Below are 25,666 nucleotides of genomic sequence, written 5' to 3'. Positions count from 1 at the left end.
CTTGTGAGGTCGATCCTAGGGGGTTACATTAAATAACTCAAATTCATATTTTTTATGCTTTGGATAACCAACTGGAATACAACAATGGATCTGGCCAACCTCAACGCTTTTATCGCGATTGCCGAGACCGGGAGTTTTTCCGGTGCCGGCGAGCGCCTGCACCTGACGCAACCCGCCATCAGCAAGCGCATCGCCGGCCTGGAGCAGCAATTAAAGGTGCGCCTGTTTGATCGCCTGGGCCGTGAAGTCAGCCTGACCGAGGCCGGACGCGCCCTGCTGCCGCGCGCCTATCAGATTCTCAACGTGCTGGACGACACCCGCCGCGCCTTGACCAACCTGACCGGTGAAGTGAGCGGTCGCCTGACACTGGCCACCAGTCACCACATCGGCCTGCACCGTTTGCCACCGTTACTAAGGGAGTTCACCCGCCGCTACCCACAGGTGGCGCTGGATATTCAGTTCCTCGATTCGGAAGTGGCCTATGAAGAAATCCTCCATGGCCGTGCCGAACTGGCGGTCATCACCCTGGCGCCGGAGCCCCATGCACTGGTCAAGGCCATGCCGGTGTGGGACGACCCACTGGATTTCGTGGTCGCCCCGGAACACTCGCTGATCAGCAATGGCCCGGTCAGCCTGGCGGACATCGCTCTGCACCCGGCGGTGTTCCCCGGCGGCAACACGTTTACCCACCACATCGTCCAGCGCCTGTTCGAGGCCCAGGGCCTGACGCCGAACATCGCCATGAGCACGAATTATCTGGAAACCATCAAGATGATGGTCTCGATTGGCCTGGCCTGGAGCGTTTTGCCACGCACCATGCTCGACGATCAGGTGGCGCGCATTCCTTTACCGGGCATACAGCTCACTCGCCAGCTAGGCTATATCCTGCACACCGAAAGGACGCTTTCGAATGCGGCACGCGCCTTTATGGCCCTGCTGGATGCACAAATAGATCTGCCAGGGACCCTCGGCTAACTTGTGCTACTCCTATAGAGCTGTAAATCCCCGTGCCTAACGCCCCATTCAGCCCAAGGCCTGTTGCCAATGCCCAAATCTGTTGACCGTATTCCGCCGATGCCGCGTATTCAGGCCATTGACCCGCAACGGTCGGAGCAGAGTTGGGAAAGCGCCCCGCAGTTGCTGGCTGCGCTCAACGGGGCGCATCTGGGTGCCTGGTATTGGGACATTGAACGCGGGCAGATCAGTTGGTCGCGGGGCACGCAGGCGCTGTTCGGCTTCGATCCCAAGCAACCCATGCCGGCAGACCTCGAATACCTTGACCTGTTGCCACCGGAGGACCGGGCGAAAACCATTCGTGCATTCAACTCAGTCATCGCCGGCGCCCCCTGGAACAGGCGATGCACCATCGCATCCGCTGGCCAGACGGCAGCCTGCACTGGCTGGAGATCAACGGCAGCCTGCTGCCGGACAAGCACGGTCGCCCCGGATGATCGGGGTGATCCGCGAAATCACCCACCAACGCCAGCGCGAACAAGCCCTGAGCAGCTCGGAAAAGCGCTTCGCCACGTTGTTCCACCTGTGTCCGAACATGGTGCTGCTGACCCGCCAGGAAGACGGCTTGATCAGCGAGGCCAACCAGTATTTCGAAAGCCTGTTCGGCTGGCCGGTGCAAAGTGCCATTGGCCGTACCACTGTGGAGCTGGGCCTTTGGGTTCATCCCGAACAACGGGCGGTGCTGGTCAAGGCCACCAAGGCCAAGGGCGAGTTGATCAGTATGGAAGTGCAGTTTCGCGCCAGCAATGGCCAAGTCCACGATGGCATCCTCAGTGCGCAAAAGGTCGAGCTCGAAGGCCAGCCTTATCTGTTGAGCACCTTCCTCGACACCACCGAACGCAAAGCCGCCGAACATGCGCTCAAAGACAGCCAGGAGCGCCTCGACCTGGCCCTGGATTCGGCGCAACTCGGCACCTGGGACTGGCACATTCCCAGCGGCATGCTCTACGGCTCGGCACGGGCGGCGCAGTTGCACGGGCTGGAAGCCAAACCCTTTCATGAAGCCTTCGATGAATTTTTCGAAGGCGTACCCGGCGAAGAGCGCGACAGCATGCGCAATGCCTACCGCAGTCTGCGCGAAGGACCCGCCGGCAATTATCAACTGACCTATCGCGTGCAATTGCCCGACGGCAGCTCGCGCTACCTGGAAAGCCGCGCCCGACTTTATCGCGATGAAAATGGTCAGCCGTTGCGCATGGCGGGCACCCTGCTGGACATCACCGAGCAGGTCGAGCGCGAGCAGCAGTTGGTGGCCTCGGAGGAGAAATTCGCCACCCTGTTCCAGGTCAGCCCGGACCCGATCTGCGTGACGCGTCAGGACAGCGGCCAATTTATCGAAATCAACTCCGCCTTCACCCAGACCTTCGGCTGGACGGCCGACGATGTGATTGGCCATAGCGCCGATGAAATCGGCCTGTGGGACGCTTCGGCAAAAAGCCTGCAACGGATCGAGCAGGTCATTCGCGAGCAAGGCCTGAACAACGTCGCGATCCTCGTCCAGCACAAGGGCGGGCAGTCCCTGACCTGTGTGATTTCCAGCCGGCAGATCAGCGTTGGCGACCAGCCGTGCGTCGTCACCACCCTGCGCGACATCACCCAGCAACAGCGCTCGGAAGCGGCGCTCAAGGCCAGCGAAGAGAAGTTCGCCAAAGCGTTCCACTCCAGTCCCGACGCCATCACCATCACCGAACGCGACACCGGGCGCTATCTGGAGGTCAACGACGGATTCTGTCGCCTGACCGGTTATCGCGCCGATGAAGTGCTGGGTAAAACCGTGTACCAAGTGGGCATTTGGGCGGAAGAGAAACAACGTTCGGCGCTGCTGGCTGAGCTGCAAATCAAAGGTCGTGTGCACCACCAGGAGATGCTCGGACGCAACAAACGGGGCGAGCTGCTGACCGTCGAAGTCTCGGTCGAACCGATCACCCTCAACGAAACCGCCTGCCTGCTGCTGACCGCCCGGGACGTCAGCCTGTTGAAAAACGCCGAAGCGCAGATCCGCCACCTGGCCTACCACGACCCGCTGACCAACCTGCCCAACCGCGCGCTACTGATGGATCGGCTGAGCCAGCAGATCGCGCTGCTCAAACGTCACAACCTGCGAGGCGCCCTGCTGTTTCTAGACCTCGACCACTTCAAGCACATCAACGACTCCCTCGGTCACCCGGTGGGCGATACAGTGCTGAAGATCATTACCGCGCGGCTCGAAGCCAGCGTGCGTATGGAAGACACCGTCGCAAGGCTGGGTGGTGATGAGTTCGTGGTGCTGCTCAGCGGCCTGGAGGGTTCGCGCAGCGAGGTCAGCGAGCAGGTTCGGGAACTGGCAGACACCTTGCGCGAATTGCTCTCGGAGCCGATGTTCCTCGACGGCCAGCGCCTGCAAGTCACACCGAGCATCGGCATTGCACTGATCCCCGACCATGGCTCGACCCCGACCGACCTGCTCAAGCGCGCCGACATTGCCCTTTACCGGGCCAAGGATTCCGGGCGCAACACCACGCAGATGTACCACAACACCATGCAAAAGGCCGCCAGCGAACGGTTGCGCATGGAAACCGACCTGCGCCTGGCGCTGTCCCGGGGCGAGTTCAGCGTGCATTACCAACCGCAAGTCGACGCTCGGGACAACCGCATCATCGGCGCCGAAGCCCTGGTGCGCTGGAACCACCCGGAACTGGGTGCGCAATCGCCTACCGAGTTCATCAAGGTGCTTGAAGACAGCGGGCTGATTCTGGAGGTTGGCACCTGGATCCTCGACGAGGCCTGCGATGCCTTCAAACAATTGATTGCCAAGGGCCTGATCGATCCGCTCAACTTCAGCTTGTGCGTGAACATCAGCCCGCGGCAATTCCGCCAGAACGACTTTGTCGAACGCATCGAGCGCAGCCTCAGCAGCCACGGCCTGCCCTGCTCGTTGCTAAAACTGGAAATCACCGAAGGCATCGTCATCCAGAACCTGGAAGACACCATCAGCAAAATGCGTCGCCTGAAAAAACTCGGCCTGAGCTTCGCCATGGACGACTTCGGCACCGGTTATTCCTCGCTGACTTACCTCAAGCGCCTGCCGGTGGACACGCTGAAAATCGACCAGTCATTCATCCGCGACGCCACCACCGACCCCAACGACGCCGAAATCATCCGCGCCATCGTCGCCATGGCCCGCAGTCTGGAACTGGAGGTGATTGCCGAAGGAGTTGAAACACCGGAGCAGCTTGGGTTTCTGCAGGGATTGGGTTGCCATTTGTATCAGGGCTATCTGCACAGTCGGCCGTTGCCGGTGGAGGCGTTTCAAAAACTCTTGAAGTAACGCAGACCGCGTAGGAGCTGCCGAAGGCTGCGATCTTTGATCTTGGTTTTGCAGTGCAATGACCGACGCGAAGATCAAAAGATCGCAGCCTTCGGCAGCTCCTACAGGGCAGGTTTGTGCATCACTGTGATCGGCTGATTTTCAGGCCGCTTGCGCGACTTTCAAGCCCAGCAAACGCGAGACATGATCCAGTTCAGTCTCACGCCGCAGGACGGTGAACAGCTCCACCGCTTCGGGATAATTGCGGGTCAGCATCGCCAGCCATTGCTTCAAACGGCCGGGCGATTGGCGCGGCGTCATTTGCGCTTTGGCTTGCAGCCAGAAATCCTGGATCAGTGGCAGTAGCTCGGCCCAGGTCATCTCGACCACTTCTTCACCGGCTCGCGCCGCCGCGATTTGCCGGGCCAGGTCCGGACGCGACACCAGGCCGCGACCGAGCATGATGTCTTCGACACCGCTGATTTCACGGCAACGGCGCCAGTCTTCGACGCTCCAGATGTCGCCATTGGCGAACACCGGCACCTTGACCACTTCCTGTACCCGTGGAATCCATTCCCAGTGGGCCGGCGGCTTGTAGCCGTCGGTCTTGGTCCGCGCATGCACCACGATGTGCGCCGCGCCGCCTTCGGCCAGGGCCGTGGCACAGACCAGCGCGCCGTCCGGGCTGTCGAAGCCCAGGCGCATTTTGGCGGTGACCGGGATGTGTGCGGGCACGGCGCGACGGACGTGTTCGACAATTTCGTTGAGCAGCTCGGGCTCTTTGAGCAGCACCGCACCGCCACGGGACTTGTTGACGGTCTTGGCCGGGCAGCCGAAGTTCAGGTCGATGACTTCCGAGCCCAGTTCGCAGGCCAGCGCCGCGTTTTCCGCCAGGCACACCGGGTCGGAGCCAAGTAACTGCACACGCAATGGCACACCGGACGCGGTTCGCGCACCGTTCAGCAATTCAGGGCCGAACTTGTGGTAATAGGCCGGCGTGAGCAGTTGATCGTTGATCCGAATGAATTCGGTTACACACCAATCGATACCGCCGACGCGGGTGAGCACGTCCCGCAGGATGTTGTCGACCAACCCCTCCATGGGCGCCAAAGCAATTTGCATGAAAAACACACTCAACGAAAAACGTGCGGCAGTTTACAGGTTTAGCCTGCGTAGGAGCTGCCGAAGGCTGCGATCTTTTGATCTTGATCTTATAAAGCAAAGTCAAAAGATCGTCCGAATGCGGCCCAAACCTTCGGCAGCGCCTACAAAGAACGGTGCCAGCTTGGGACTTGCAACGCCGGGCCATAACCCTCGATGAACTCCGGCGGCATGCGCTTGGGCTTGCCGGTGGACAGTTCGATGCAGACGAAGGTGGTTTGCGCGCGCAGCAGCGTGGTGTTGTCGCTGGGGCGCGTCAACTGGAAGTGGCGGGTCATTTTCAGGCGCTGGTCCCAATCGACGATCCAGGTCGCCAATTGCAACTCGTCGCCTTCATAGGCCGCCGCGAGGTAATCGATCTCGTGCCGCACCACGGCCATCGCCCGATCCAGCCGACGGTACTCGACCAGGTCCAGGCCAAGCCGTTGCGAGTGGCGCCAGGCACAGCGTTCGAGCCAGGTCACGTACACCGCGTTGTTCGCGTGGCCCAGCCCGTCGATGTCCTCGGCGCCGACTTCCAGATCAATGATAAATGGCGTTGCCCGATCCCAGCCCATGCCCCACTCCCGGTCAGATAAATTCGACCGGGGCAGTGTAACGGATGCTCAGGCCAATTGCCGCGCTTGAAGGCTGCGCCCGGCCAGCAGTGACAGCACCCCGTCGATCACCCGTGGGTCCGCCAGCACGCGCTGATGACCGCCCTCTTCCAGGCGCAACAGGCGACTGTCGAACCAGGCTTCGTGGATCAGTTGGGCTTCCTTGGCGGGCACAAAGCAATCGTCTTCGGCATGGACGATCAACCCCGGCATATCGAGTTGATAGTGCGCGACATCGAGGGTGGCGGCGCGCATACCAACGTCTTTCTCGACTTGACGAATAAACGCCGAACGGGCTTTTGGCGGCAGCCGAACATAGCGAGCGAAACCGCGCAGCACACCGAGAATCCGCGCCGGAGCGGCAATCGTCACCAGGGTTTCGGTGCGCAAACCCAACTGCACGGCGAGCATCGCACTGGCGCCGCCCATGGAGTGGCCGATAACCGCTTGCAGGGGCGGTAACTCAGCGGCCGCTTCGAGCATGGCCCGAGCGAACAGCACCACATTGGCTTCGCGACCAGGGGAGCGACCGTGGGCCGGACCGTCCAGCGCCACGACGGTGTAGCCCGCGTCCACCAGCGCGGTGATCAGGCTGGCGAACTGGGTGGGCCGGCCTTCCCAACCGTGCATCAACAAGACCGCCGGGCCTTTCCCCCAGCGTAATGCCGAGAGGCCGAAGCGCAGGGTGATCCGCTCGGATTTCGCCAGCAGCGGCAACTCCCAGTCACGGGGCGCAAATGTGCGCGGTGTCATGAACGCCAGTCGCATTTTGCTTGCGACCAGTTTTGGTGCGAACCAGCCTAAGGTGCCATTAACGCCACGAACCCACTTTAACGTGCTCATCGCTCCACTCCTCAGGCTTTTGCCTTCAGGTCATAGCACCGCTGATTTGGCGGCGCGCAGCAGTCGATCGGACAACTCGCCGGGCCCCAGCGCCCGCGCCAGAGCCAAACCACCGACCATCAAGGCCATGTCAGCCAGGGCTTTGTCGGTGTCTTCCGGGCTGGCCGCCAACTGCGCGACCATCATTTCCACGTGTTCATTCAGCGCTACCCGGAATTCGTCCGGCAGACGCCCCAACTCACCGACCGACGCCGGGATCGGGCACGCGTGCTCGGTGGAATCGCGGTGTTTACGCGACAGGTAGAACGCAGCGACCAAGGTGCGACGCTCTTCGCCGGTCAACTCGGCATCCATGTCGGCGATCAAGCCTCGACGCTGACCGAGCAGTTGCTTGAACGCTTCCAGCATCAGCGCGTCCTTGCTTTCGAAGTGCGCGTAGAAGCCGCCGACAGTCAGACCGGCCGCTCCCATCACTTCGCCCACACTCGGCTCGGCCGGCCCGCGCTGGATCAGAGCGGCGCTGGCCGCCTTGAGGATGCGTTCGCGGGTTTGAGCTTTTTTATCGTTCATCGTTACCTCCGAATATTACGACTAGAATATTATTCGCATAATAATTTTGCGCAAGTCATGGGTGTGACCGCTGGTCTGAAGAACAGTTTTGAAGAAAAAGGAGATTTGGCCAAACGCCAGACAAACAAAAGGGCCATTCAATAATTGAATGACCCTTATAAATCCCGCAGAGCGGGTAATCGTGGCGTCCCCTAGGGGACTCGAACCCCTGTTACCGCCGTGAAAGGGCGGTGTCCTAGGCCACTAGACGAAGGGGACACAAACCTTCTATACAACTGATCAGCGCTGAGTGCTGATCGATTCAAGGCCGGTGTGGCCAGACCTTGAACTGTAAAATTGGTGGAGCTAAACGGGATCGAACCGTTGACCTCTTGCATGCCATGCAAGCGCTCTCCCAGCTGAGCTATAGCCCCGATTTATCGCCTGGCGGCGGAGCAGCATCTTGCGACACTGCTTCTGTAAAACTGGCGTCCCCTAGGGGACTCGAACCCCTGTTACCGCCGTGAAAGGGCGGTGTCCTAGGCCACTAGACGAAGGGGACGCAAACCCTTCTATACAACAGATCAACACTGCGTGCTGATCGCTTCAAGGCCGGTGTGGCCAGACCTTGAAGTGTAAATTGGTGGAGCTAAACGGGATCGAACCGTTGACCTCTTGCATGCCATGCAAGCGCTCTCCCAGCTGAGCTATAGCCCCTCATCGCTGAGGACGGGGCGAATCTTAATGGCGCATCGAAAGTCTGTCAAACTTATTTTTAAAATATTTCAAAATTTTTTGCCGACATAACAATCACTTACCGCCGAACCCCGTAAATCCGAGGCCATATCCGCTCCTGTAGCAGCTGCCGCAGGCTGCGTTCGCGTGCATAGCATGCGCGATTCGGTCGCCCTGCCCTTTCAGACAGATTGCGTGACGACCACTCAGGGCTGCTTCGCAGCCCAACGCAGCCTTCGGCAGCTGCTACAGGACGGTGGGAGTCAGGCGATATTGCCCAACAGTTTTTCCCACTCCTTGTTTTCCTTCTTCGACACACCACCGAGCAAGTCGATGGCCTGGCGCAGACGGAAACGCGTCAGGTCCGGGCCGAGAATTTCCATCGCATCAAGCACCGACACCGAACTGGCCTGCCCGGTAATCGCGGCGAACATCAGTGGCATGGCATCACGCAACTTCAGCTCCAGGGACTCGACCACCGCCTGAATCGTTGCGGTGATGCTGTCCTTTTCCCACTGACGCAGGCTTTCGAGCTTCCACAGAATCAGCTGCATCAACTGACGAACCTGATCGCCCGAGAGCTTCTTGGATTCGAACAGCTTGGCGTCCGGGTTCACGCCACCCGCGAAGAAGAACCCGGCCAACGGTGCAACCTGGCTGAAGGTTTCAACCCGGCCCTGCACGTGCGGCGCGATCTTCATCATGTATTGCGGGTTCAGCGCCCAGGTCTGCAAGCGGCTGGCAAACTCTTCCACCGGCAAGTCACGCAGCCACTGGCCATTGAGCCACGACAGCTTCTCGACGTCGAAGATCGGGCCGCCGAGCGAGACACGGCTCAGGTCGAAGTTGTCGACCATTTCCTGCAGCGAGAACTTCTCGCGCTCGTCCGGCATCGACCAGCCCATGCGCCCCAAATAGTTGAGCATCGCTTCCGGCATGAAGCCCATGCGCTCGTAGAATGTCACCGAGGTCGGGTTCTTGCGCTTGGACAGCTTGCTCTTGTCCGGGTTACGCAGCAGCGGCATGTAACACAGCTCCGGTTGTTCCCAGCCGAAGTACTCATACAGCAAGATCAGTTTCGGCGCCGAGGGCAGCCACTCTTCGCCGCGCAGCACGTGAGTGATGCCCATCAAGTGGTCATCGACCACGTTGGCCAGGAAGTACGTCGGCAGGCCGTCGGTCTTCATCAGCACTTGCATGTCCATGCGATCCCACGGGATCTCGACATCGCCACGGAGCATGTCCGGCACCACGCAAACGCCTTCGCTCGGCACCTTCATGCGGATCACGTGCGGTTCGCCGGCCGCCAGGCGACGGGCGACTTCTTCCGCCGACAACAACAGCGCACGGCCGTCGTAACGCGGGGTTTCGCCACGGGCCATTTGCTCGGCGCGCATCTGGTCCAGTTCTTCGGCGGTGCAGAAGCACGGGAAGGCGTGGCCCATTTCGACCAGTTGCTGGCAGTACTTCTGATAGATCTCGCCGCGCTCGCTCTGACGGTATGGACCGTGCGGACCACCGACGTCCGGGCCTTCGCTCCAGTCGATACCCAACCAGCGCAGGGCGTCGAAGATCTGCTGTTCGGACTCGCGGGTCGAACGCAACTGGTCGGTGTCTTCGATCCGCAGAATGAACTCACCGCCATGCTGCTTGGCAAAGCAGTAGTTGAACAATGCGATGTAAGCGGTACCTACGTGGGGGTCCCCGGTAGGCGATGGCGCGATGCGCGTGCGGACGGTGGTCATGGCAAGTCTCGAAATGAAGATCAAACAAAGGGCGAATGGTAACAGGCGATACCCGCCCGGCTCCAGTGAGCAGGGCATTTAAGCCAAGGTTGCGTCTACAACGCCCGTATGCCGCGGCGAATGGCCGAATATCAGCCAATGGCATTTACCGTTTATCGGCTGTATGCCAGATTCGCCTGCTGATAACTTTCCTTACACTTCTCGACTACAGTTTGCCCCATGCCTGCCCAACTCAAGCGTCGCCTGTTTATGTTCCTGCTGATTGTCCTGCTGATTGCCGGCGGCTTCTTTGCGCATTGGTTTCTCAAGGGGCGCTTTTATGAAAGCACCGACAACGCCTATGTCCAGGGCGAGATCACCCGTGTCTCCAGTCAGTTGGGCGCACGCATCGATGCAGTACTGGTGCAGGACAACCAGCACGTCGAAAAGGGCCAGTTGCTGGTCAAACTCGAAGGCGATGACTTCCACCTCGCCGTCGACCGCGCCAACGCCGCCCTCGCCATGCGCGAAGCCGAACGCGTGCAAGCCCAGAGCAAACTGACCCAGCAAGCCAGCCTGATTGCCGCCAGCGATGCGCAAGTAGCTTCCAGCCAGGCCAGCCTTGGTCGCTCGCAAATCGACCTGTCCCGCGCCCAGACCCTGCGCAAACCCGGCTATGTTTCGGAAGAACGGGTGACCACCCTTTCCGCCGACAACCACATTGCCCGCTCACAAGTGACCAAGGCCCAGGCCGACGCGCAAAGTCAGCGCCAGCAGGTCAACGCCCTGAGCGCCGAGATCAAACGCCTCGATGCGATGATCGCCAACGCCAGGACCGACCTGGCCCAATCGCAACTGAACCTGACCCGCAGCGAAATCCATGCACCGATCAGCGGCTTGATCGGCCAGCGTGCAGCTCGTAATGGCCAATATGTGCAGGCCGGTGCTTATTTGTTGTCGATCGTCCCGGATCAGGACATCTGGATTCAGGCCAATTTCAAGGAAACCCAGATCGGCCACATGCAACCGGGCCAGAAAGCCGAGCTGACCTTCGACGCCTACGGCGATACGCCGATCCAGGCGCGGGTCGACAGCCTGTTCGCCGCTTCCGGTGCACAATTCAGCCTGCTGCCGCCGGACAATGCCACCGGCAACTTCACCAAAGTCGTACAACGAATTCCGGTCAAACTGACCTTCGCCGCGGACAACCCGCTGCACGGCAAGATCCGTCCGGGCATGTCAGTCACCGTCAAAGTGAATATCAAAGACGCCCCTGACGATGGCCGGTGATCAACTGCTCCGCCCGGCCGGCGAGCCGACCCGGCGGGACTGGATTGCGGTGATGAGTGTGATGCTCGGCGCCTTCATGGCGGTGCTCGACATCCAGATCACCAATTCATCGCTCAAGGACATTCAGGGCGCACTGTCGGCGACCCTGGAAGAAGGCTCGTGGATTTCCACCTCCTACCTGGTGGCGGAAATCATCATGATCCCGCTGACCGCATGGCTGGTGCAGTTGCTGTCGGCGCGACGGCTGGCGGTGTGGGTCTCCCTCGGATTTCTCGGCGCCTCCCTGCTCTGCTCGATGGCCTGGAGCCTGGAGAGCATGATCGTGTTCCGCGCCTTGCAGGGTTTCACCGGCGGCGCGCTGATCCCGCTGGCGTTCACCCTGACACTGATCAAACTCCCGGAACACCATCGCGCCAAAGGCATGGCGATGTTCGCCATGACCGCGACCTTCGCCCCGTCCATCGGCCCGACCATCGGTGGCTGGCTGACGGAAAACTGGGGCTGGCAATACATCTTCTACATCAACATACCGCCGGGCCTGCTCATGATCGCCGGCCTGATGTACGGCCTGGAGAAGAAGGAATCCCACTGGGAGCTGCTTAAAAGCACCGACTATTTGGGCATCCTCACCCTTGGGGTCGGCCTTGGCTGCTTGCAGGTATTTCTTGAGGAAGGCCATCGCAAGGACTGGCTGGAGTCGAGCCTGATCGTGAGCCTGGGCAGCATTGCGCTGTTCAGCCTGATCACCTTTGTGATCGTGCAGTTTTCCAAACCCAACCCGCTGATCAACCTGCGCATTCTGGGCAACCGCAACTTTGGTTTATCGAGTATTTCCAGCCTGGGAATGGGGGTCGGGCTGTATGGCTCGATCTATCTGTTGCCGCTGTACCTGGCGCAGATCCAGAACTACAACGCCCTGCAGATCGGCGAAGTGATCATGTGGATGGGCGTACCGCAGTTGTTCCTGATTCCACTGGTGCCGAAGCTGATGAAGTTCATCTCGCCGAAGTGGCTGTGTACGCTCGGCTTCGGGCTGTTCGGGCTGGCGAGTTTTTCATCAGGCGTGCTGAACCCGGACTTTGCCGGGCCGCAGTTCAATCAGATCCAGATCATCCGCGCACTGGGCCAGCCGCTGATCATGGTCACCATCTCGTTGATCGCCACAGCGTACATCCTGCCCCAGGACGCGGGGTCGGCGTCGAGCCTGTTCAACATCCTGCGTAACCTCGGCGGCGCGATTGGCATCGCCCTCCTCGCCACCCTGCTGGATGCGCGGACCAAGACTTACTTTGATTATTTGCGCGAGTCGATTGTGCCGGGCAATCCGCAGGTCGCCGAGCGTATGGCATCGATGGCAGACCGGTTTGGCAGCGATACGGCGGCACTCGGCAAGATGAGTGAAATCGTGCACCAGCAAGCGTCGATCATGGCTTACAACGATGCGTTTCACTTTGTCGGGATTGCGCTGGGGATCAGCATGATTGCGGTGTTGCTGACCAAGGCGTTGCCGGCGGGGTTGAAGGCGGGTGAAGCTCATTGATGCAACACAATCCTATGTAGGAGCTGCCGCAGGCAGCTGATCTTTTGATCTTTGCCCTTAAACAAGATCAAAAGATCGCTGCCTGCGGCAGCTCCTACAGGAATTGTGTCAAACCGCGATCAACCGATCCCGCAACTTGCCAATTTCGTCGCGCATCTGCGCCGCCGCTTCGAACTCCAGGTCGCGGGCAAGCTGATACATCTTCTCTTCCAGCCCCTTGATGCGCTTGGCGATCTCGCCCGGCGAACGCAATTCGGCTTCGTACTTGGCGCTTTCCTCGGCAGCCTTGGCCATGCCTTTGCGCTTCTTGCTGCGCGAACCCGGCACTGTCGCGCCTTCCATGATGTCGGCGACGTCCTTGAACACACCTTTGGGCGTGATCCCATTGGCCAGGTTGAAAGCGATCTGCTTGTCGCGACGCCGATCGGTCTCGCCGATCGCCCGCTCCATCGAACCGGTAATCCGGTCGGCGTACAGAATCGCCCGGCCATTGAGGTTACGCGCCGCCCGGCCAATGGTCTGGATCAGCGAGCGCTCGGAACGCAGGAAGCCTTCCTTGTCCGCATCGAGAATCGCCACCAGCGACACTTCCGGCATGTCCAGGCCCTCACGCAGCAAGTTGATCCCCACCAGCACGTCGAATGTACCGAGGCGCAAATCGCGGATGATTTCGACCCGTTCGACGGTGTCGATGTCCGAATGCAGATAGCGCACCCGCACGCCGTGGTCGGCCAGGTAATCGGTCAAGTCTTCGGACATGCGCTTGGTCAGCGTGGTGACCAGCACCCGCTCTTCCAGCGCGACACGCTTGCCGATTTCCGAGAGCAAATCGTCGACCTGGGTCAGCGCCGGACGGATTTCGATTTGCGGGTCCACCAGACCGGTCGGACGCACCAGTTGCTCGACCACGCGACCGGCATGTTCGGCCTCGTAGTTGCCCGGCGTCGCCGAGACGAAAATCGTCTGCGGGCTGATTTGTTCGAACTCGTCGAAACGCATCGGCCGGTTATCCAGCGCCGACGGCAAGCGAAAACCATATTCCACCAGCGTCTCTTTACGGGAACGGTCGCCCTTATACATGGCACCGACTTGCGGCACGCTGACGTGGGATTCGTCGATCACCAGCAAGGCGTCGGCCGGCAGGTAGTCGAACAAGGTCGGCGGCGCCTCGCCCGACGCGCGGCCCGACAGGTAGCGCGAGTAGTTTTCGATGCCGTTGCAGTAGCCCAGTTCGAGGATCATCTCCAGGTCAAACCGGGTGCGCTGCTCGAGGCGCTGCGCTTCCACCAGTTTGTTGTTGCTGCGCAGGTAGTCCAGACGCTCCTGAAGCTCGACCTTGATCCCTTCGATGGCACCGAGCAGGGTTTCCCGTGGCGTCACGTAGTGGCTTTTCGGGTAGAAGGTGAAACGCGGCAGCTGCCGGGTGACTTCGCCGGTCAACGGATCGAAGGCGGAAATCTTTTCGACTTCATCGTCGAACAACTCAATGCGGATCGCTTCAAAGTCGGACTCCGCCGGGTGGATGTCGATCACATCACCGCGCACCCGGAAGGTCGCCCGGGCGAAATCCATGTCATTGCGGGTGTATTGCAGGTCGGCGAGACGACGCAGCAACGCGCGCTGATCGAGCTTATCGCCACGATCCACGTGCAACACCATTTTCAGATAGGTTTCCGGGCTGCCCAGACCGTAGATGCAAGACACCGTGGTGACGATGATCGCGTCCTTGCGCTCCAGCAGCGCTTTGGTCGCGGAGAGTCGCATCTGCTCGATGTGGTCGTTGATCGAGGCATCCTTCTCGATGAAGGTGTCCGACGACGGCACGTAGGCTTCGGGCTGGTAGTAGTCGTAGTAGGAAACGAAGTACTCGACGGCGTTGTTCGGGAAAAACGCCTTGAACTCGCCGTACAACTGCGCGGCCAGGGTTTTGTTCGGCGCCAGCACCAGGGTCGGCCGCTGTACCTGGGCGATCACGTTGGCGATGCTGAAGGTCTTGCCCGAGCCGGTCACACCGAGCAACGTCTGGTGCGCCAGCCCGGCTTCGATGCCTTCGACCATCAGGCGAATGGCTTCCGGCTGATCGCCGGCGGGCTCGAAGCGGGTGACTAGCTGGAATTCAGACATGAAAAACCTCTGGGTTCGCGCCTTGCACGGTCAAACCGGACAGGAACGAGAATGACCGCAAACGACCGATGTCGCCCGAGGAAAAAACAGGATTGTGCTCAATGTGGAGCCGATTGCCCGCGCTTTCAAGGCAAACGTCCTACATCCCTCGAAGTCTTTGACGATGCCATTCGACTAACGGTCGAAAAATAATCGAAAAAACTTAACCAAAAAACCGAATCGTCTGTCGCCAGCAATCGCAGATGGCCTCTATACTAGCTCCCCGTTTGTGCACCGCTCTAGTGCATTCGGCTGGAGCGCGACACGTCCCTCCACACTCCATTCAGAGCCGCCGCAAAAATGAGCCTGTTCTCCGCTGTCGAAATGGCACCACGCGATCCAATCCTGGGCCTCAACGAAGCATTCAACGCTGATACCCGAACCGACAAGGTCAACTTGGGGGTCGGTGTTTATTGCAACGAGGAGGGGCGAATTCCACTCCTGCGCGCCGTTGTCGAAGCCGAGACGAATCGCGCCGCTCAACACGCTTCCCGTGGCTACCTGCCCATCGACGGCATCGCGGCCTACGACCAGGCTGTGCAGAAACTGCTGTTCGGCAATGATTCGCCACTGATCGCTTCCGGCCGCGTCATCACCACCCAAGCCGTTGGCGGTACGGGCGCACTGAAAATCGGTGCCGACTTCCTCAAGCAACTGCTGCCGAACGCCGTCGTGGCGATCAGCGACCCGAGCTGGGAAAACCACCGCGCACTGTTCGAAACCGCTGGTTTCCCGGTGCAGAACTACCGCTACTACGACGCCGCGACCCACGACGTTAACCGTACCGGCCTGCTCGAAGACCTGAACGCCTTGCCGTCCGGCTCGATCATTGTGCTGCACGCCTGCTGCCACAACCCGACCGGCGTCGACCTGAGCCCGGCCGACTGGAACAACGTGCTGGAAGTGCTGAAAGCCAAAGGTCACGTGCCGTTCCTCGACATGGCCTACCAGGGCTTTGGCGATGGCATCGACGAAGACGCCGCCGCAGTGCGTCTGTTCGCCGAGTCGGGACTGACCTTCTTCGTGTCCAGCTCGTTCTCCAAATCCTTCTCGCTGTACGGCGAGCGCGTTGGCGCCCTGTCGATCGTCAGCGAATCGAAAGAAGAAAGCGCGCGCGTACTGTCGCAAGTCAAACGCGTGATCCGCACCAACTACTCCAACCCGCCGACCCATGGTGCAAGCATCGTCGCCGCCGTGCTGAACAGCCCGGAACTGCGCGCACAGTGGGAAGAAGAACTGGCCGAAATGCGCCTGCGGATTCGCGGCATGCGCATCCAGATGGTTGAGCAACTGGCGAAGCAAGCCCCGCAGCGCGATTTCAGCTTTGTCGGTCGTCAACGCGGCATGTTCTCCTACTCCGGCCTGACCGTTGAACAAGTGACACGCCTGCGCAACGAGTTCGGCATCTACGCCCTGGACACCGGCCGCATCTGTGTGGCCGCGCTGAACCAGAACAATATCGATGCAGTGACACAGTCCATCGTTGCGGTGATCTGAGTCTCACGCGGTACGAAAAACGGGAAGCCCTTGGGCTTCCCGTTTTTTATTTGTCTCAGATAAGTGTCAACGCGTTGCCTGCGCCCTCTAAACTCCACACAACTATCCACTGTAGGAGCAAGGCTTGCCCGCGATGAGGCCATGACATTCAACATAGGCGCTGGCTGATCAACCGCAATCGCGGGCAAGCCTTGCTCCTACAAGGTTTGTGTACACCCGAGAATTCCTACGAGAACCCACATGAAAAACGATGACCTACGCGCTGACCGGGACGAACTGGACCACTTCGTGCCCCGCACCACCCCGGCCAAACGCGGCAGCAGCCTGGTGCTGCAAGTGGCGGCCGGTGTGTTTCTCGGCGGCCTGGCCTTATGGCTGGTGCAATTGGGCGCAACGATGCTGTATGCCAAGCTGATGCTCGGCACCTTCACCTTCGGCGGTTAAGCCAGCTCGGTCGCGCGCTGGCTGGCGGCGTCGTCATAGGCCACGTAAAGCGACTCAGCCACCTGGCTTTTGATGGCCTTGGTGCTTTCCAGGCCAAGGACAAAGCCTTCAGCCTTGCCACCGGCGCGGTTCAATTCGTCAGCGGTACTGGCCTGAGTGATGGCGTCGAACAGTTTCTCGGCGTGCGGGCCAACCCCTTTGGGCAGGCTGATCTGGGCGATACTCATGCGAACACCTCATCAAGTTGAGGTGCTGTGAAGAATGCGGGATGGTTCATGGCGCTTACCTTTTCGGCGAATGGCCGGCAGCGCGTGTAAACACTTCCGGGCGGCTATGGTAGACCTCTGCTACGGTTCTGGTAACCGCCAATGGCCGATAAACCGCCGTTCGTGCCATTGAATCGCTCAAGTGCCCAATGGACGCTTGACTTCTCTTTTGAATCAGTAACATACACGCCATTCCGCGATAGCTCAGTTGGTAGAGCAAGTGACTGTTAATCACTGGGTCCCTGGTTCGAGTCCAGGTCGTGGAGCCAGACAGAAGTACCGAAAAGCCCCTGGATCGAAAGATTCAGGGGCTTTTTTGTGGGTCAATGAAAAGTCAAAAGATCGCAGCCTTCGGCAGCTCCTACATAGAATCGTGTATTCCTGTAGGAGCTGCCGAAGGCTGCGATCTTTTGATCTACAGCCTTTTTAGCATGTGCAGTGGTCAGACATGCTCACTGTTTTTTGCATGAACCGCTCGATGCTCGCTCGACTCATGGGCGGCTTCCACCACCGGAATCTCCTTGCCGTCGCAGTCATGCAGCTTGCCTTCGCTGAAGTAATCCCCTTCGCGCAACGCCGCCAGATCCTGGTAGCGCAGGACACGCTCGGTGCCAGCCGCGAACACCGACTGCTGATCCGAGTTGCCGGTGGTGAAGTGGTTGAAGGTCAGGTTGAGCACGATGGCCATGATCGCCGACGAACTGATGCCCGAGTGGAAGATCGTCGCGAACCAGCTCGGGAAGTGATCGTAGAAGTTCGGCGCAGCGATGGGGATCATGCCGAAACCAATGGAAGTCGCAACGATGATCAGGTTGACGTTGTTGCGGTAATCGACCTTGGACAGCGTGCGAATGCCGCTGGCGGCCACGGTGCCGAACAGCACGATACCGGCGCCGCCGAGTACCGAGGTCGGCACGGCGGCGATAACCCGGCCCATAAACGGCAGCAGGCCGAGGACCACCAGGAACACCCCGCCAGTGGCCACCACGAAGCGGCTCTTGATGCCGGTCACCGCCACCAGCCCGACATTCTGGGCAAACGCACTTTGAGTGAAAGAACCGAAGATCGGCGCGATCATGCTCGACAGCATGTCAGCGCGCAGGCCATTGCCCAGGCGCTTGGAGTCAACCTTGGTGCCGATGATTTCGCCCACAGCGAGAATGTCGGCGGAGGTTTCAACCAGGGTCACCATGATCACGATGCACATCGACAGGATCGCGGCAAAGTGGAAGGTCGGCATGCCGAAGTGGAACGGTGTCGGGAAGCCAAACATCGGGCCTTGGCTCACGGACGAGAAGTCTGCCATGCCAAGGAACACCGCGATCACTGTGCCGATAACCATGGCCAGCAGAATCGACAAGCGGGAGATGGTCGCGCTGCCGATTTTACTCAGCAGCAAGACCAGCACCAGCGTCACCGCCGCCAGACCGATATTCGCCATGCTACCGAAGTCCGGCGCATGACTGTTGCCGCCCATGGCCCAGCGTGCGGCCACCGGCATCAGCGTCAGGCCGATAGTGGTGATAACGATGCCCGTGACCAGCGGCGGGAAGAACTTGGTAATTCGCGAGAACACCGGCGTGATCAGCAAACCGATCAACGACGCGGCAACGACCGCGCCGAGAATCGACTGAAAACCACCCTCCCCGCCACTGCTGACAATCGCCACCATGGTCGCGACACCGGAGAACGACACGCCCTGCACCAGCGGCAACTGACAACCGAAAAACGGTAACCCGAGGGTCTGCAGCAATGTTGCCAAGCCCCCCGCAAACAATGATGCAGCAATCAACAAACCGATGTCCGCCGGCGAGAGCCCGGCGGCCTGGCCAATAATCAATGGCACCGCAACGATGCCGCCGTACATGGTCAGAACGTGTTGCAGGCCGTAAGCCATATTCGCGCCGATCCCGAGATTTTCGTCCTCAGGCCGTTGGTGTGAAACATGGGGCGTTTTCATGGTTGGGGGGTTCCCTGGTTTTTGTTATGCGCACACTGTATGCAAGACTCAGGACAAATGTCTATAGAGTTGTATACAACTCACCGGTCAAATTATCGACATACGTCCATTCCGACCATTGAGCTATGCGCCTGACTCTTCAAAAACCTGGCAATACATCCCGCTCAGCACACCTCCCTTCTCCCGCTAGTCTTTTGTCTTCATGGCGACCGCCGGCACGGACGCTCTCTTTTTTATACATATAAAGTATGCATAACGAAGCCATTCGAAATTCAGTATGACAAGGCAAAGAACGCGGCCAACAAACTCAAGCATCGCGGCGTCAGCCTCGCGGAGACCGAGCCGGTATTCGATGACGAGCGAGCCCTGACATTGCAAGACCACGATCACGACGAGCAGCGCTGGATCATCATGGGACAAGATGCAAAAGGTCGTTTGCTGGTAGTTGCCTACACGTGGCGCGACCCGAATTTCGTTCGAATTATTTCCGCGCGCATCGCTACCAAAACGAGCGCCGCCAGTACAAGGAGGCATGACCATGAAAGACGAGTACGACTTCAGTAACGCCAGGCGTGGGGCGGCTGCCGCCAGCAAAGGCAAGACCCGCATTACCATCATGCTCGATGATGCCGTGATCGAGGCGGCTCGCGCTGTCGCGCAGAACGAGGGGTTTGGTTATCAGACGGTGATCAACAACACGTTGCGACAAGCCTTGCTTAGCGACAAGGGGCAAGTCGCGAAGGCCGATCAAGACAGCGGCGCAAACGCAGCCCATCTCAGTAAAGGCGTAACGGCCTCCGATCTGAAAAGCCTCGAGAAAAAACTCACAGAAGCCCTCAGCGAAATCCATCGGGTGACGGCGCCGAATGTTCGGCCATAGCCACCCACCTGCGCTGAGTGACGACGATGAAAGCAATTGAACGATTCGCACTGGTGCAGCATCACGGCCCCGATGAAAACTGGCCGGAAAAAAACCCGGTCATCATCGATGGTCGCGCATCTTCGTTGGCGATCTCGGGATTCAATCTGCTGCGCCAATATGAAACCGCAGCCGGCTATCTGCTGGTGACCGACTTCGACTGCCCCTACGAAGAGGCCGTTTGTTTTGTACTGGTCAGCCAGGACCTCGAAACGGTGCTGAGCGAACGTACAATCTGCCAAATGTACAGCTCGTTCTGGCTCGACGAGGTGGTCTGGCTGGACGAAGCAAACTTCTACGCCACCCTCGACGGCTTGGCCGAGTACCGGTTTTATTTCACCATTCGCCGATTTGGCATTCCTTGGATCTATCCACGACTGGGACTCGCTTGCAGGCGCCTGAATGTTAACAACGGGCTGTGGAGGCGCGACATTCGTTAACAGGTGACTCAAGCGATAATCCGGCCTGCGACGACCTGAACAAGGAAGGCAAACCGGACAGGCCTGCCTTGCGCCTGATCAGTCAAACCTGCTCTTCAGGCTCAATCAAACGCTCGATCATCTGCCTCAACTGAACATTCGCTGGCACCCGAATCCCAAACTCACTTTCCAGCACCCCGACCACCTCATCCACATCCGTCACCTGACGCCGTTCGCTCTCGCTGCCAATCCGGTGAATGGTGAAACTGCCGTCGCTCAATGTCCGCCGCCACCCGTCCCCGGTGAGCGACACCATCAAACGCTTGCAAAACGGCGAATCCGGATGGGTCGAGACGTACCAGTTGCCGAGGGTGTAGTCGATGTCTTCCTGGCGTTGCAGGTCGAAGATGTACATCGCCCGCCATTCACCGGCAACGTTGGCGCGCAGCGTGTAGCTGTCCTCATGCTGTTCGATGCGATACGTCTCGTGGGGCGTAAGCTGTTCGTCGAGGGTATCGAGCATCAGCGGCGCAGTGGGCACCATGCCGCCGAAGCCGACGTCGCTGATGTAGCGCACGCCGTCCAGAGTCACCAGGCTCAAGCGGTGAGTGCGCGCCGTCCACGCGCCTTCGGGCTGACCCAACACAACGCGACCGCTGATACCGCGAGCGTCAAACCCCAAGTCCTGCAGCAAGGCCAGGAACAAGCTGTTCAGTTCGTAGCAGTAACCACCGCGCCCCTGGTGCAGGACCTTTTGCTCAACCGACGGCAAGTCGATCAGTACCGGCTCACCCGATAAGGTGGTGAGGTTCTCGAACGGGAAAGCGCCGGTGTGGCGCAGTTGAAGTTGACGCAGGGTTTCCAGGGTTGGCGCGGGGGTAGTGCTGAAACCGAGGCGTTGCCAATACAGGTTCAGATACGTCAGGCGTGGCTCACTCATTGCTCGGTCCTTATGCACGGCGCCGCGGATCACTCCGCCGATGGGCGTCATATATAAGGGATAAAGCACTTTGTCCGACAATTGATTTCGCCAATCGCCACCCACAAAAAAATCAACGCCGCTTGCGCGCCCCCAGCCGAATCCACGTCGGCGCGTGGTCGCTGGCATGGGGCTCGTTGCGCACCCAGGCATCGACGCCGGCCTCTTGCAGGTACGGACTCAGCGCCGGGTTGAGCAGCAGATGATCAATGCGCAACCCGGAATTTTTCTGCCAGTGCTGACGGAAGTAATCCCAGAACGTATAGAGACGATCCTCGGGATACAGATGACGCAGGGAATCGGTCCAGCCCTGATCCAGCAGTCGCTGATAACACTCGCGACTCTCGGGCTGCAGCAGCGCGTCCTTGAGCCAGGAGCGCGTGTTGTAGATGTCCAGGTCAGTGGGCACCACATTGTAGTCGCCGGCGAGCACCACCGGATGCTCGCTGCCCTGAAGCGCCTGCGCATAACTGATCAGGCGTTCGAACCACGCCAGTTTGTACTCGAACTTCGGCCCCGGTTGCGGGTTGCCATTGGGCAAGTACAGGCACCCCACCAGCACCCCGTGAGCCGCTGCTTCCAGGTAGCGGCTCTGGGTGTCGCTTGCGTCTCCCGGCAGGCCGCGCCGGCTCTCCAGCGGCTGCACATCCCGGGCCAGGATCGCCACGCCATTCCACGAGGACTGGCCGTGCCAAATGGCGCCGTACCCCGCCGCTTCCAGCTCGGCGGCAGGGAAAGCACTGTCGAGCGACTTAAGCTCTTGCAGGCAGACGATGTCCGGTTGCTCTCGTGCCAGCCAGGCCAGCAGGTTCGGCAGTCGGGCCCGCAGGCCGTTGACATTGAACGTCGCGATTCGCAAATTTTTCATCGAGCAAAGCTCCGGCCGGCGAGGTGCCTAGTGTGTGACATCGACCCGTTCCGGTGGTTGCGCCGACGAAGCAATGTACGGCGTAATAAGTGTCCAACGCCCTGCCCGATCTGCCGAGAACATCGAACTCATGGAAACACTCCTGGAAGGCAACCGAATCGTCCTGCGCCTGCTTCAATACAGCGATGCCGACGCACTGGTGCACGCCGCCGCAGATGGCGAACTGTGGAACCTGGCAGTCACCATCGTGCCCTCCTCGTCCACCGTCGACAGCTACCTCAAAAAGCCCTCGACGGACGCGACGCCGGCAGCGTCCTGCCGTTCGTCATCGTGCTCAAGGACACGGGCAAGGTCATCGGCTCGACACGCTTCTGGAAAGTCGACCGGCTCAACCGCAAGCTCGAAATCGGCAGCAGCTGGATCGGCGCCAGTTGGCAGAAAACCTTCGTCAACACCGAAGCCAAGTACCTAATGCTGCGCCATGCGTTCGAAGTGCTCGACTGCGTGCGGGTGCAATTCACCACCGACGAAAACAACCAGCAGTCCCGCAACGCGATCCTCAGGCTGGGCGCGCAACAGGAAGGCATCGTGCGCCACGAGCGGATCATGCCGGACGGACGCAAGCGCAACTCGGTGCGGTTCAGCATCATTGATGATGAGTGGCCACGGGTTCGGCAGAATCTGGAAAGGAAACTGGCTGAATACAACTCCCGCTAACCGCGCCAGGCACGACCGTAGAGGAGGCCATCAGCCTTTTACCTGCGCCGCTCCACTGACGGTAGGGCCTACCACTCGTCACGCAAACGGCACAAACCGGACCGCGAGACACACCAACATCATGTAATGCCTCACTTCTGGAGACGAACCATGATGAATACCAAAATCACCGCGTTGTTGCTGGCCGCAGTGCTGTCAGCGGCGTCCGTGACCACATTCGCGGCATCCAACGATTCCAGTGGCACCTCGTCAGGCGCCAGCAGCAGCGCGACAACGTCACCCAATAAAACCAACACCCCGAGCTCCCCCACCGGCGGTGACACGTCGGACAATGACAGCCCGGCCACTGGCAGTAACGGTGGCGCCAGCGGTTCGGGCGCCGGCACCACTGGCGGAACGGAGCCTGTTGACGGCGGAACCAGCGCTGCCGGGAACGGGAACGGCAGTTGAACGCATCAACGCAGGCCGCGACCTGCGTCATGGACTGTCGACTGCTGTAAACACATGATTGGATCAGGTACGCCCCTTGGGCGCTAGCAGCCGATTGACTGATTTACCGGTCCGAACGCAGCAACGCCTCGACGCCGCCCTCCATCGACAACACCGCCGATCGGTTTCGTCCCGAGTGCTTGGCCTGATACAAAGCAGCGTCCGCCCGCTGGATAAATACTTCGATGCTGTCGCGCCCGGTTGGCACAAACGAATAGCAACCCAGGCTGACCGTCACGTAACCGGTGGGTGAGCCACTGTGGGTGATGTTCTTGTCCATGACGCTGCGGCGGATCTGCTCGGCAATCGCCATCGCACCGTGAATGTCGGTGTCGGGCAGCAACGCCGCGAACTCTTCGCCACCGTAGCGCACCGCCAGGTCAGCCTTGCGATGGCAGCAACTCTTCAGCGCTCGCGCCACTTCGGCCAGGCAGTGATCCCCGGCCACGTGGCCGTAGGTATCGTTGTAGCGCTTGAAGAAATCGATATCGAGCATCACCAGGCTCAGCGGGCTTCCCTGCCGGGCGCCACGGCCGAACTCGATCTCCAGCGCCCGCTCGAACAGACGCCGGTTGGCCAGGCCGGTCAGGCTGTCATGGGTCGCGATCAGTTCCAGCGCTTCCTGAGCCTTGCGCAGGTCAGCTTCGATCCGCCCGCCGTCGCGCACTTGATGAATGAACACCCAGCCGAACAGCCCCACGCCCAATACCACCAAGGCCACAATGACACTGGATTGAAACGCGGTGGCATACCACTCCTTGAGAATCGCGTCCCTGGAGGATGCCGCCGAGACCACCAGCGGATAACTTTCCAACTGTCGGTAGCCGTACAGGCGAACCGTGTCGTCGACCACCGAGTTGATCATCGCGTTGCCGGAGGTGGCGACGGGCAGATGCTTCTGGAAAATCGCCCCTTGGGCCAACGAGGTGCCGATTTGCGCTTCAACAAACGGTCGGCGCGCCAGTAACGTGCCATCCGTGAGAGCCAAAAACATGGCCCCGTGGTCATCGATGCTGAAGCTTTTGAAGAATTGATCGAAGTACGACATCTTGATGCCGGCCAGCAATACACCCTGAAAATTGCCGTCCTTGTCGTTGATACGCTTGGTCACCGGAATGATCCACTCGCCGTTCTCGCGACTGCGAATCGCCGGCCCGATATGCGCCTGGGACGAGACGTTTTGCTGGTGGTATTTGAAGTACTCGCGATCCATTACACCGGAGCCCCGGGGCAAATCCTGAAACGAGGTCACGACCCACTGACCTTGTTTGTCGAACAGAAAAATCCCGTGCAACTGGTGCAGCGCCTGCACCCGTCGGGCGAAGGTTTTCTGCAGGCGCGGCGTCTGTTCACCGTCGAAACCATCGGCCTGAATCCAGTCCACAAGACTGGTCAGCACCAGATCGGCCTGGGTAAACGTGTCTTCAGCCTGCTGAGCCATCGCCCGGGTGAGGTTAGATGATGCGACTTGCGCCAGGGCCAGGTCATGGCGGCGTGACTGCTCCAGTTGCAGGTACAGCAAGCCGCACAGACATAGGCACACCGCTGCGATAAACAGCACTGCAGCCTTGAGCAGAGGCAGGCGTTTCAGGGCACCGGGAGCGTGGTGCAAGTCATGAATGGGGATCGGCAAAAGTGCTTCCTGGAGGGCACGGCGCGGGCGAAAGGCCAAAAGCCCTTATTTTTTGTGAGCTTAGTCTACGGGGGCGTCAGGGGCCAATGGTAAAACCGTCTCTGCTAGGATCACAGGCCTCAAGCCCTGTCCCGACAAGTGTGCCCAAGGAGGAAAAACATGACTGCCCACCCGCACCCAACCGCCATCAATACTGCCGTTTTCGATCTCGGTAATGTACTTATCCGCTGGAACCCCAGAAACCTTTACAAAAAGTTGTTCGGTGACGACGTAAAGGCCATGGAAACCTTCCTGGCAGAGGTTTGCCACACCGCCTGGAACGAACAACAAGACCAGGGCCGGACCTGGCAGGAAGCGATCGAGGAAGCCATCGCCCGGCATCCGAATCAGGAAGCGCTGATCCGCGCCTACCGCGAACGCTGGGAAGAAATGCTCGGCGGCGCCATCGAGGACACCGTGGCGCTCCTCGATGAACTGCACGCCAACGGCATCCGGCTGCTGGCGCTGACCAACTGGTCCGCCGAAACCTTCCCGATTGCCCTGGAGCGTTTCGAGTTTTTGCAGCGATTCGAGG

The 25,666-nt window shown here is 59.8% G+C and carries 20 protein-coding genes, 5 tRNA genes and 3 pseudogenes; 13 read left to right on the top strand and 15 right to left on the bottom strand.

Annotated features, from left to right (window positions below; all coding sequences use genetic code 11):
- The first annotated feature begins 84 nt into the window (after positions 1 to 84).
- Positions 85 to 975, top strand: a complete 891-nt coding sequence (locus JFV26_RS00140) for a LysR family transcriptional regulator (protein WP_201188645.1) — start codon at positions 85 to 87, stop codon at positions 973 to 975.
- A 69-nt stretch (positions 976 to 1,044) separates the two neighbouring features.
- Positions 1,045 to 4,321 (top strand): annotated as a pseudogene (locus tag JFV26_RS00135) (sensor domain-containing protein).
- 141 nt (positions 4,322 to 4,462) lie between these two features.
- Here JFV26_RS00135 and JFV26_RS00130 read toward each other — a convergent pair.
- The 9 genes from JFV26_RS00130 to gltX form a co-directional block, all read right to left on the bottom strand.
- Positions 4,463 to 5,422 (bottom strand): tRNA dihydrouridine synthase, encoded by a 960-nt coding sequence (locus tag JFV26_RS00130; RefSeq protein ID WP_201188643.1) that lies wholly within the window; start codon positions 5,420 to 5,422, stop codon positions 4,463 to 4,465.
- 143 nt (positions 5,423 to 5,565) lie between these two features.
- A complete protein-coding gene (locus tag JFV26_RS00125; RefSeq protein WP_201188641.1) occupies positions 5,566 to 6,018 on the bottom strand; it encodes an acyl-CoA thioesterase in 453 nt (150 codons plus the stop codon).
- 48 nt (positions 6,019 to 6,066) lie between these two features.
- Positions 6,067 to 6,900 carry an alpha/beta fold hydrolase gene (locus tag JFV26_RS00120; RefSeq protein WP_201188639.1) on the bottom strand — a complete coding sequence of 278 codons (834 nt, stop codon included), beginning with the start codon at positions 6,898 to 6,900 and terminating at the stop codon, positions 6,067 to 6,069.
- Positions 6,901 to 6,930: 30 nt separating this feature from the next.
- The gene (locus JFV26_RS00115) at positions 6,931 to 7,470 is read right to left on the bottom strand and encodes a TetR/AcrR family transcriptional regulator (RefSeq protein WP_201188637.1); all 540 of its coding nucleotides are present in this window, start codon (positions 7,468 to 7,470) and stop codon (positions 6,931 to 6,933) included.
- 182 nt (positions 7,471 to 7,652) lie between these two features.
- A tRNA-Glu gene (locus tag JFV26_RS00110) sits at positions 7,653 to 7,728 on the bottom strand.
- 79 nt (positions 7,729 to 7,807) lie between these two features.
- Positions 7,808 to 7,883 (bottom strand) — tRNA-Ala (locus JFV26_RS00105).
- 52 nt (positions 7,884 to 7,935) lie between these two features.
- Positions 7,936 to 8,011: transfer RNA gene (locus JFV26_RS00100), tRNA-Glu, on the bottom strand.
- Between the two features lie 79 nt (positions 8,012 to 8,090).
- Positions 8,091 to 8,166 (bottom strand) — tRNA-Ala (locus JFV26_RS00095).
- A 281-nt stretch (positions 8,167 to 8,447) separates the two neighbouring features.
- Entirely contained in the window at positions 8,448 to 9,929 is a 1,482-nt protein-coding gene (gene gltX / locus JFV26_RS00090; RefSeq protein WP_201188635.1) for a glutamate--tRNA ligase, read from the bottom strand.
- A gap of 219 nt (positions 9,930 to 10,148) precedes the next feature.
- Here gltX and JFV26_RS00085 point away from each other — a divergent pair, with 219 nt between their 5' ends.
- Together JFV26_RS00085 and JFV26_RS00080 are read left to right on the top strand one after the other, a co-directional pair.
- Positions 10,149 to 11,198, top strand: a complete 1,050-nt coding sequence (locus JFV26_RS00085) for an HlyD family secretion protein (RefSeq protein ID WP_201188633.1) — start codon at positions 10,149 to 10,151, stop codon at positions 11,196 to 11,198.
- Between the two features lie 49 nt (positions 11,199 to 11,247).
- Positions 11,248 to 12,738 carry a DHA2 family efflux MFS transporter permease subunit gene (locus JFV26_RS00080; RefSeq protein ID WP_201188995.1) on the top strand — a complete coding sequence of 497 codons (1,491 nt, stop codon included), beginning with the start codon at positions 11,248 to 11,250 and terminating at the stop codon, positions 12,736 to 12,738.
- A gap of 108 nt (positions 12,739 to 12,846) precedes the next feature.
- Here the strand turns inward: JFV26_RS00080 and uvrB are convergent, their stop codons facing one another.
- On the bottom strand, positions 12,847 to 14,862 hold the full coding sequence (gene uvrB / locus JFV26_RS00075; RefSeq protein WP_201188631.1) for an excinuclease ABC subunit UvrB: 2,016 nt from the start codon (positions 14,860 to 14,862) through the stop codon (positions 12,847 to 12,849).
- 339 nt (positions 14,863 to 15,201) lie between these two features.
- Here uvrB and JFV26_RS00070 point away from each other — a divergent pair, with 339 nt between their 5' ends.
- Together JFV26_RS00070 and JFV26_RS00065 are read left to right on the top strand one after the other, a co-directional pair.
- The gene (locus JFV26_RS00070) at positions 15,202 to 16,398 is read left to right on the top strand and encodes an amino acid aminotransferase (protein ID WP_201188629.1); all 1,197 of its coding nucleotides are present in this window, start codon (positions 15,202 to 15,204) and stop codon (positions 16,396 to 16,398) included.
- Positions 16,399 to 16,638: 240 nt separating this feature from the next.
- The gene (locus JFV26_RS00065) at positions 16,639 to 16,842 is read left to right on the top strand and encodes a hypothetical protein (RefSeq protein ID WP_201188627.1); all 204 of its coding nucleotides are present in this window, start codon (positions 16,639 to 16,641) and stop codon (positions 16,840 to 16,842) included.
- Here the strand turns inward: JFV26_RS00065 and JFV26_RS00060 are convergent.
- Positions 16,839 to 17,069: a hypothetical protein gene (locus JFV26_RS00060; RefSeq protein ID WP_008007186.1), complete on the bottom strand. Its 231-nt coding sequence runs from the start codon at positions 17,067 to 17,069 to the stop codon at positions 16,839 to 16,841. The two genes, JFV26_RS00065 and JFV26_RS00060, sit on opposite strands and share 4 nt — an antisense overlap.
- Before the next feature lie 232 nt (positions 17,070 to 17,301).
- Between JFV26_RS00060 and JFV26_RS00055 the strand changes: the two genes are divergently transcribed.
- A tRNA-Asn gene (locus tag JFV26_RS00055) sits at positions 17,302 to 17,377 on the top strand.
- 173 nt (positions 17,378 to 17,550) lie between these two features.
- On the opposite strand, the gene JFV26_RS00050 is transcribed toward JFV26_RS00055, so the two are convergent.
- The gene (locus JFV26_RS00050; protein WP_201188625.1) at positions 17,551 to 19,068 is read right to left on the bottom strand and encodes a nucleobase:cation symporter-2 family protein; all 1,518 of its coding nucleotides are present in this window, start codon (positions 19,066 to 19,068) and stop codon (positions 17,551 to 17,553) included.
- A 252-nt stretch (positions 19,069 to 19,320) separates the two neighbouring features.
- On the opposite strand from JFV26_RS00050, the pseudogene JFV26_RS00045 reads away from it, so the two are divergent.
- The 3 genes and pseudogenes from JFV26_RS00045 (at position 19,321) to JFV26_RS00035 (ending at position 20,427) form a co-directional block, all read left to right on the top strand.
- Positions 19,321 to 19,604: pseudogene (locus JFV26_RS00045) on the top strand (BrnT family toxin).
- Positions 19,605 to 19,606: 2 nt separating this feature from the next.
- A complete protein-coding gene (locus tag JFV26_RS00040; RefSeq protein WP_201188623.1) occupies positions 19,607 to 19,948 on the top strand; it encodes a BrnA antitoxin family protein in 342 nt (113 codons plus the stop codon).
- Positions 19,949 to 19,974: 26 nt separating this feature from the next.
- On the top strand, positions 19,975 to 20,427 hold the full coding sequence (locus JFV26_RS00035) for a hypothetical protein (RefSeq protein ID WP_201188621.1): 453 nt from the start codon (positions 19,975 to 19,977) through the stop codon (positions 20,425 to 20,427).
- A gap of 82 nt (positions 20,428 to 20,509) precedes the next feature.
- Here the strand turns inward: JFV26_RS00035 and JFV26_RS00030 are convergent, their stop codons facing one another.
- Together JFV26_RS00030 and JFV26_RS00025 are read right to left on the bottom strand one after the other, a co-directional pair.
- A complete protein-coding gene (locus tag JFV26_RS00030; protein ID WP_201188619.1) occupies positions 20,510 to 21,346 on the bottom strand; it encodes an arylamine N-acetyltransferase family protein in 837 nt (278 codons plus the stop codon).
- 112 nt (positions 21,347 to 21,458) lie between these two features.
- A complete protein-coding gene (locus JFV26_RS00025) occupies positions 21,459 to 22,253 on the bottom strand; it encodes an exodeoxyribonuclease III (RefSeq protein WP_201188617.1) in 795 nt (264 codons plus the stop codon).
- A gap of 130 nt (positions 22,254 to 22,383) precedes the next feature.
- Here JFV26_RS00025 and JFV26_RS00020 point away from each other — a divergent pair.
- Both JFV26_RS00020 and JFV26_RS00015 read left to right on the top strand, forming a co-directional pair.
- Positions 22,384 to 22,970: pseudogene (locus JFV26_RS00020) on the top strand (GNAT family N-acetyltransferase).
- Between the two features lie 150 nt (positions 22,971 to 23,120).
- The gene (locus JFV26_RS00015; RefSeq protein ID WP_201188615.1) at positions 23,121 to 23,420 is read left to right on the top strand and encodes a hypothetical protein; all 300 of its coding nucleotides are present in this window, start codon (positions 23,121 to 23,123) and stop codon (positions 23,418 to 23,420) included.
- A gap of 103 nt (positions 23,421 to 23,523) precedes the next feature.
- On the opposite strand, the gene JFV26_RS00010 is transcribed toward JFV26_RS00015, so the two are convergent.
- Positions 23,524 to 25,092, bottom strand: coding sequence for a sensor domain-containing diguanylate cyclase (locus JFV26_RS00010; protein ID WP_201188611.1), 1,569 nt, complete (start codon positions 25,090 to 25,092; stop codon positions 23,524 to 23,526).
- Positions 25,093 to 25,251: 159 nt separating this feature from the next.
- Here JFV26_RS00010 and JFV26_RS00005 point away from each other — a divergent pair.
- Positions 25,252 to 25,666: HAD family hydrolase (locus JFV26_RS00005; protein WP_446739885.1), on the top strand; the 415-nt coding region annotated here is incomplete at its 3' end.

This window comes from Pseudomonas sp. TH31 (genome assembly GCF_016650815.1).
Taxonomy (GTDB): domain Bacteria; phylum Pseudomonadota; class Gammaproteobacteria; order Pseudomonadales; family Pseudomonadaceae; genus Aquipseudomonas.
This window is presented reverse-complemented; position numbering and strand designations above follow the sequence as displayed.

Bases quoted from the DNA above. Each gene is read 5' to 3' on its own strand.
- JFV26_RS00050 (WP_201188625.1), bottom strand. From the start codon at position 19,068: ATGAAAACGCCCCATGTTTCACACCAACGGCCTGAGGACGAAAATCTC.
- JFV26_RS00070 (WP_201188629.1), top strand. From the start codon at position 15,202: ATGAGCCTGTTCTCCGCTGTCGAAATGGCACCACGCGATCCAATCCTG.
- JFV26_RS00060 (WP_008007186.1), bottom strand. From the start codon at position 17,069: ATGAGTATCGCCCAGATCAGCCTGCCCAAAGGGGTTGGCCCGCACGCC.
- JFV26_RS00085 (WP_201188633.1), top strand. From the start codon at position 10,149: ATGCCTGCCCAACTCAAGCGTCGCCTGTTTATGTTCCTGCTGATTGTC.
- JFV26_RS00125 (WP_201188641.1), bottom strand. From the start codon at position 6,018: ATGGGCTGGGATCGGGCAACGCCATTTATCATTGATCTGGAAGTCGGC.
- JFV26_RS00040 (WP_201188623.1), top strand. From the start codon at position 19,607: ATGAAAGACGAGTACGACTTCAGTAACGCCAGGCGTGGGGCGGCTGCC.
- JFV26_RS00115 (WP_201188637.1), bottom strand. From the start codon at position 7,470: ATGAACGATAAAAAAGCTCAAACCCGCGAACGCATCCTCAAGGCGGCC.
- JFV26_RS00130 (WP_201188643.1), bottom strand. From the start codon at position 5,422: ATGCAAATTGCTTTGGCGCCCATGGAGGGGTTGGTCGACAACATCCTG.
- JFV26_RS00025 (WP_201188617.1), bottom strand. From the start codon at position 22,253: ATGAAAAATTTGCGAATCGCGACGTTCAATGTCAACGGCCTGCGGGCC.
- JFV26_RS00140 (WP_201188645.1), top strand. From the start codon at position 85: ATGGATCTGGCCAACCTCAACGCTTTTATCGCGATTGCCGAGACCGGG.
- uvrB (WP_201188631.1), bottom strand. From the start codon at position 14,862: ATGTCTGAATTCCAGCTAGTCACCCGCTTCGAGCCCGCCGGCGATCAG.
- JFV26_RS00120 (WP_201188639.1), bottom strand. From the start codon at position 6,900: ATGAGCACGTTAAAGTGGGTTCGTGGCGTTAATGGCACCTTAGGCTGG.
- gltX (WP_201188635.1), bottom strand. From the start codon at position 9,929: ATGACCACCGTCCGCACGCGCATCGCGCCATCGCCTACCGGGGACCCC.
- JFV26_RS00035 (WP_201188621.1), top strand. From the start codon at position 19,975: ATGAAAGCAATTGAACGATTCGCACTGGTGCAGCATCACGGCCCCGAT.
- JFV26_RS00030 (WP_201188619.1), bottom strand. From the start codon at position 21,346: ATGAGTGAGCCACGCCTGACGTATCTGAACCTGTATTGGCAACGCCTC.
- JFV26_RS00015 (WP_201188615.1), top strand. From the start codon at position 23,121: ATGATGAATACCAAAATCACCGCGTTGTTGCTGGCCGCAGTGCTGTCA.
- JFV26_RS00065 (WP_201188627.1), top strand. From the start codon at position 16,639: ATGAAAAACGATGACCTACGCGCTGACCGGGACGAACTGGACCACTTC.